The 6,299-nt window shown below is 67.8% G+C and carries 6 protein-coding genes; 4 read left to right on the top strand and 2 right to left on the bottom strand.

Annotated features, from left to right (window positions below; genetic code table 11):
- Nucleotides 1-487: 487 nt before the first annotated feature.
- The 4 genes from I6U14_RS06710 (at nucleotide 488) to I6U14_RS06695 (ending at nucleotide 3,539) form a co-directional block, all read left to right on the top strand.
- Entirely contained in the window at nucleotides 488-1,831 is a 1,344-nt protein-coding gene (locus I6U14_RS06710) for an energy transducer TonB (protein WP_296897910.1), read from the top strand.
- Between the two features lie 156 nt (nucleotides 1,832-1,987).
- Complete coding sequence (locus tag I6U14_RS06705) at nucleotides 1,988-2,761, top strand: DUF3050 domain-containing protein (RefSeq protein ID WP_296897909.1); 774 nt, start codon at nucleotides 1,988-1,990, stop codon at nucleotides 2,759-2,761.
- A gap of 154 nt (nucleotides 2,762-2,915) precedes the next feature.
- Nucleotides 2,916-3,218, top strand: a complete 303-nt coding sequence (locus tag I6U14_RS06700) for a TusE/DsrC/DsvC family sulfur relay protein (protein ID WP_296897911.1) — start codon at nucleotides 2,916-2,918, stop codon at nucleotides 3,216-3,218.
- A gap of 108 nt (nucleotides 3,219-3,326) precedes the next feature.
- Complete coding sequence (locus tag I6U14_RS06695; RefSeq protein WP_296897908.1) at nucleotides 3,327-3,539, top strand: hypothetical protein; 213 nt, start codon at nucleotides 3,327-3,329, stop codon at nucleotides 3,537-3,539.
- A gap of 13 nt (nucleotides 3,540-3,552) precedes the next feature.
- On the opposite strand, the gene I6U14_RS06690 is transcribed toward I6U14_RS06695, so the two are convergent.
- Entirely contained in the window at nucleotides 3,553-4,449 is an 897-nt protein-coding gene (locus I6U14_RS06690; RefSeq protein ID WP_296897906.1) for a class II glutamine amidotransferase, read from the bottom strand.
- Between the two features lie 764 nt (nucleotides 4,450-5,213).
- Nucleotides 5,214-6,011 (bottom strand): hypothetical protein, encoded by a 798-nt coding sequence (locus I6U14_RS06685; RefSeq protein WP_296897904.1) that lies wholly within the window; start codon nucleotides 6,009-6,011, stop codon nucleotides 5,214-5,216.
- Nucleotides 6,012-6,299 lie beyond the last annotated feature (288 nt).

The raw sequence follows: 6,299 nt of genomic DNA, 5'->3' as shown, positions 1-6,299 counted from the left end.
CCTTGCGCCCGCATGAGCCTCCCCGCAAAGGCGACCTCCAAGCATCGGTCGAGCACCCGACGACGGGATAGGCGATGGCCCGGCGGCCCGTACTATACACGTGGGTCATGCAGGCGCCGCAACGCCGCGCTTAAAGCGAGGCCACAAGGCTCGGGCTCTGCAGCGCCGGCCGTCAGCCTGTAAACTGAAGCGCTGACACTTCGGCCCGCTGCGGACCGGCGTGCGCGCCTGCCTCCAGCGCTCGCGCACCGCGCTCGGCCCAGCGCCATTCAACCCGTTCGCCGGCGCCCCGAAAAAGGCTCCGCCGGCAAGCGTCAGGCAGCCCATTTTGACCCCGCTTGAGCACAGCCCCGCCGCCGCAGGCGTTCTGGGGCAATGCAGCACGATTGAGCGCGAGCCGGCACATGCTGCGCACCCGCGCTTGCACACGCTGGTGTCCGAGCAGACGTTCTCACCGGCGTCGGCTCATGCTGGCGCGCAGGCCGCTGTGGCCACGCGCCCGCAGAGGTTTTGGGTGGTGGCCGTCGCCTTGTCGCTTGGCATTCACGTCGGCGTGCTGATGGCGGCGCGCTGGCTGCACTGGCCGCCGGTGACGAGGGACGCGGAGGCTGCGGTGCCGCTGACCGTCTTCAGTGTCGCGACCCTTGCGGACGGCTCAGATGCGCTCGATGCGGGTGGGATGCCGACCAAAGCAACAGCCGCTGCGCTGCAGCCGGCGGATCTCGCGGTGACGACGCCGGCACCGGTAACGAGCGAAAACCAGCACCAGACTGTGAATAAGGCCGCTTCGGAGCCCCAGGCCCTCCCGCGTGCTGAGGTGGAACAGGCCCTGCAGCCGCCCCCGACGCCCAGCGCAGACGCTCTCGCCGAGCAGTTGGCGGCGCCGCCCACACCGCCGCCGCTCTCGCGTGACTTGGCTGCGCCAACGCCTCCGCGTCAGGGGCCGCAGACCCCTCCAAGCAGCAGCCCCGCGCATTGGAGCAGCCCGCCGCAGGCGCCTCCCAAGCGACCGTCCGCGTTGGCGAAGCCCGCATCCGACACCGCTGCCGCCGCTAAGCCGGCGCGAGCCGCCAAATCAGCGCCCCCGAAGCCACGGCTGCGCGAGCCACTGCCCGTGCTGGCTGATCCGGCCGCCCTACCCGGGGCCGAGCTTTCGGGGCTCGCCGCGCTGGACGCCGAGATCGCTGCCGCCCGCCGGGCGCAGGCCGTTGTGGATGCCGCTGCCCGAGCCGAACCAGAGGGCCAGCATCAGCCACCTGAGCGCTCCGGGCTTGCGGCCCTGGACGCGGAGATCGCTGCGGCGCGCCGGCGCGCTGATCGGGAATCCACCGCGCCGCCGGCGTCCATTGTGCCGCAGTCGGCGGACGACACACGAGCGGGCCTGGCTGCTCTGGACGCTGAAATCGTCACCGGCCGCACCGCGGGGCGCAATGGTCGAGCGGACGGCGATGCCGGCTCACGGCGTGCCGCAGCAACACGGTCGAGCGCCGCGCGCAAAGGCAACCGCAGCAACGCGCCCACAGACGCCACTGCCCGCGGCAAGGCCGAGCGCCGCTATTTGGCCGCGCTCCAGCGGGCACTTGCGCGCGAGCGTTACTACCCACCCGCCGCGCGCCGCCGGGGGCTCGAAGGTACGACTAAAGTGCAGTTCACCATCGATGCCGGCGGCGCCTTCAGCGGCATCCGTGTGAGCGAAAGCGCGGGGGCCGCAAATCTGGATGATGCCGCGCAGCGCACGGTGCAACGGTTGGCCAGATTCGAGCCCATTCCAGCCGTCATTGGCCGCAACCGCTGGACGGTGCAGGTGCCCATTGTGTTCCGCATCAACTGACACACTGCAATGGCGCCTTGAACTGGCGTGGGGCACCGCGCAAGATGGCGGATGGCCCAGCGCAGCGGCATTGCCTGAGGCGGGGCGTTGACCCCACTTAACGCTCACCACGGGTGACCGCCAAAGGGCCGGTCAACGCAACACGAGGACAGCAGCATGGCCACCCCGGACCTCGCCCCCATCGAAGACCTGCAACGTGAGCTGAACGCGCATCCGGTCTACGCGGAAGTCACCGACCTCGCGGATCTGCGGGTGTTCATGTCCCATCACGTCTACGCCGTCTGGGACTTCATGTCGCTGATCAAGTATCTCCAGCACACAGTCGCCCCCACCAGCACACCCTGGATGCCCCCCGCGGATCCGGCGGTGGCCTACTTCATCAACCAGCTGGTGCTGGAAGAGGAGTCCGACGCCTTCTCCACGGACGCTGGCACCGAGTACAGCAGCCACTTCCAGCTCTATCTCAAGGCCATGGCGGAGATCGGCGCCGACGCCGATGCACCCCGGCGCTTTTTGGAGATCGTGCAGCGCGACGGCCTCGACGCCGCCCTGTACGCTGACACCACGCCCGTGCCGGCGCGCTACTTCACCGAGACCAGCTTCTGCTTCATCCGCGAGGACAAGCCACACGCCGCCGCCGCGGCGCTGGCGGTAGGCCGTGAGCGCATCATTCCCGACATGTTCCGGCGCCTGCTCGCAAGTGCTGGTGTCGGCGCCGACCAAGCCCCCACCTTCCACCGATACTTGACCCGTCACGTGCACCTGGACGAGGACTTTCACGGGCCATTGTCCCTGCGGCTGCTGGATACCCTCTGCGGCGACGACCCGAAGCGCCTGGAAGAGGCCGCCACCGCCGCCGAGGAGGCCGTTTGTGCGCGCATTCGGCTCTGGGACGGGGTGCTGGACGCCGTGCGTGCAGCGCGCGGCTGAGCATCAAGCGCATGACGGCGCATACCGCCCGCTGGTGGCCGGCATCGCGCGCTCTTGGAAAAGAGCTAGATTCCCGCCCTCGCAACCCCGTGCAGTGCGAGGCTATCATCCCTGGGCGCCCAGCAAAGCGCCCGCCACACCTACAGCAGGAGGTATCGCGATGTCTCTCAGCGTACCGGTAGACGGCGAGGGGTTTCTCGTCAACCGCGACGACTGGACAGAAGAACTGGCACAGGAGCTCGCCCAAGAGGACGAGTTCGAGATGACCGAGCAGGTGATGGATTTCATCCGCGAGGCCCGCGCCATGTACGACAATGACGGCGTGGTGCCGCCCATCCGCATCTTCGCCAAGAAGCAGGGCGTCAGCACCAAAGAGCTGTACGGCATCTTCAAGAAGGGTCCGATGAAGCTCATCTGCAAATGGGGCGGTCTGCCCAAACCCACAGGCTGCGTCTGAGCGACTGCCCGCCGAGGGCTCCATCAGGTTTCTGGGCGCGCCGCGGGTCACGCATGAACCCCGGCGACTACACTGCGATCACAAGACGAATCGACGAGGAAACAACCAATGGCAACGGTTTTGAAAACCAAGGGCGACCCACTGTGGAAGCGCGCCGAGGACCCCGGCTACCGGGTGGGCTGGCGGAGCAAAGCCAAGTTCGAAAAGGGCCACCTCGACGGCGAGATGAGCTATGGCGAGGCTGAGGCCAAGGCCCGCGAGCTGGCCGCCAAGGAGCCGGACAAGACCTTCTACCCCGAGCTCATCATCACCGAGGAGTAAGGGCGCGGCGCAATCAGCAGCCGACGCCGGAGACGCTGCGGCCGGCGGCTGATGGGCGCTGGCTCGGCGCGGGGTCTGCCACCTGCTCCGGCGGGCTCAGCATGCCTGCGGCGTTATAGCAGCAGCCATCGGCGAGGGCGATGAGATCGCCTTCGCCGAGAGGTTGCCAGAGCTCGTCGGTCAGCGGTGCACTGGCAACCAGGGCCACGTCCTGCCGTACACTCTGAAGCTCCACGCCGCTGTCGGCGAGCTCCGGCGCCGAGCGCCAGCAGCAACGCTGCAGCAGATAGAGCCCGGGCGGGCGGATGCGCCCGTCCAACTGCGTGCGCCGGTCGGCATGCACGAAGAGGGCGTCCCCGTCCGCGTAGAGGAAGTTGGCCGTCCCGAGCCGCCGCAAGTCCGCGGCATGCGCACCGATGACGGCAAGCCGATCGGCAAGCGCAGGCACGGCGTCACCTGCATCTCGCCACAGTGGCGCGAGCCGTGTCAGCAGGTCGCAGAATACCCGCTCGGAGTCCGTCTCGCCCACGGGGCGGAAAGGTGCCTGAGGATCGTCCGCCGTGTTCAGGAGCGCGGGCAGATCGCCATTGTGGGCAAAAACGTGCATGCGTCCGCCGAGCTCGCGCAGAAACGGCTGGGTGTTGCGCAGCGAGCGGTTACCGAAGGTGGCGAGCCGAATGTGGGAGAGCGCCATGCGCGTGCGTAGCCCTTGGTGCCCCATGAACTGCATCAAGGGACTCTCGCTCGCCGGTCGCGGCTCACGTAGGAGCAGGCAGTCCGGACCTTCGTAGAAGGCGATGCCCCAACCGTCGCGGTGCGGGCCCTCGGCGCCGCCTCGCCGCGCCAAGCGCTCCAGCGAGAAGCTCAACGTTGCCGGCATACGGCTGGACATGGCAAAGAGCTCACACATGGGCTGTCGGGACGCGCTTTAAACCTAAAAAGAGTCGTTGAACGGTCGTCAGGGTGCGTCCCGCCCGCTAGATGGGGTGAGGGTGACTGGCAAGGCACAACGACGAGGAATAGCCGTTCTATTCCAGGGAGTTTTAACACCGCCAGGCGCCATGCGGGGCGCGCCATGGCGGCCGTAGCGGCGCTCACCCGGTGGGTGACATGCAGCCAGTGTGGCAATCGCAACCGGTACAGCCATTTGCATACGCTCTGAAGCGGTCAACTGTTCTTTTTCGGGTAATCTGCCCGATTCTGCGCCATCGTCGGCGCATGGACAAACCCGAAAGCATCGGCGCCCGCCTGAGCCGCCGCAAGACGTGACCGCAACTTGCTCCGGGCATCGGGCGGCGCCCCACAGCGAGCCCCCGGCGAAGCGCCGTCACCCCATGGTTACATCGTCCATTGGCGGCGGTGTTCATCGCCGCCGGGGGCAGTCGAGGCGAGCCTGAAGCTCCCTGGCGAGACCCTCGCCGCCCTGGGCATCGCCGAGGACGAGACTGAGGACGTACTCACCGACGTTCACGGCAAAGACTATGCGTTGGTGCGCTCGGCGCTGGATGTGACCCCGCCGGGATCGATGCAACGGCCGGGTCATGGCGCCCAGCCCCGCGGGGACGGCAGGGCCTGGGGAGATGCTGATTTATTGGGCTCGTGTCGGCCTGGCCCTGGATCTCACCGACTGTGGCCGCGGCGACGGAGACGTGTCGGGCCTCGACCCCATCGCTGTCAGAAGCGCACGTCGAAGGTCGCGCCGGCAAAGGGCGCATCCTCCACATCGCTGCGGTTCAACAGGTCGCCTTGGGCGTCTTCCAGGCGCATGGAGCCGTTCAACTCCACGCCGACGACGCCCCGAAGACGCCCGATGCGACCAAGCTTGCGCGTGACGGCGATGTAGATGGGGGTGGACGTGGCCTGGCCGATGCCGCCCGGTGCCACGCCATGGTCGTCCAATCGGAAACGGTCTTTCTCGTAGCGCCCGCCGAGGCTGACGGACCAATCGGCGGTGGCGGCCCAGTCGAAGGCGACGCCGGGTCCACGGGAGGCACCGAAACCGCGCCCCGTGCGGAGCTTGAGCCGATCCGTAATCTGCCAGTCCACAGCGAGGACGGGAAAGAAGTCCGTGTCGTCCTCCAGCTCCGAGAAGACGCCGACGCCGGGGCCGATGCTGAGCCGGTCATTGACTTTGTAGCTCGCGGCGGTGATGAGGCCGGCGATCTGCCCGTCGCTCAAGGAGGCGCCGGCCTCGGCATCCCAACGCAGCGTCGGGATGGCAAACACGCTCCAGCGGTCCGTCGGCTCCCAGAACAGCGAGCCGCTCACACGCACGTCCTGCACATCGCCCCAGGGCCGCAGGCCGGTGAAGTCGCCGTCGCCCGAGAACCGATAACGCTGCTCCCCGAATCCGGCCGCGAGCCCGAGTCGCAGATTGTCGGAGACGGCACGCCGCCCGCTCAGACGCACCGACCAGGCATCGACGCCGACGTCGCCGCCGCTGTCGAGCCCAGCGTCGGCCCCGAATGCCAAACCGGTCTCCAATTGCAGACCCAATCCGCGGCCCGGCGGCTGCGCATGGGCGCCGGCGGCAGCGAACAGGGCCGCGCAAAGCAGTGAAAGACCGAGAGGACGAATGCACATGACAGCCAAGCCAACACAACCAGACGATGATCGCGGAAATGACACACGACGAGGTGTGCCCAGCATGCCCTACCGCCCCCAGGCAGCGGAAAAGCAACAGCCGTCGTAATTATGGACCATACGGATCCCAAGTGGTGGCAATCGTCAAAAAAGTTCCGACACGCGGGCGGCCAGCAG

The organism is Thiohalocapsa sp., from assembly GCF_019695415.1.
Classification (GTDB): Bacteria; Pseudomonadota; Gammaproteobacteria; order Chromatiales; family Chromatiaceae; genus Thiohalocapsa.
The sequence above is the reverse complement of the archived record's forward strand: the minus strand, read 5'-3'. Positions and strand labels throughout refer to the sequence as shown.

Excerpts from the sequence above, each read along its gene's own strand:
- I6U14_RS06705 (WP_296897909.1), top strand. The coding sequence starts at position 1,988 with ATGGCCACCCCGGACCTCGCCCCCATCGAAGACCTGCAACGTGAGCTG.
- I6U14_RS06695 (WP_296897908.1), top strand. The coding sequence starts at position 3,327 with ATGGCAACGGTTTTGAAAACCAAGGGCGACCCACTGTGGAAGCGCGCC.
- I6U14_RS06690 (WP_296897906.1), bottom strand. The coding sequence starts at position 4,449 with ATGTGTGAGCTCTTTGCCATGTCCAGCCGTATGCCGGCAACGTTGAGC.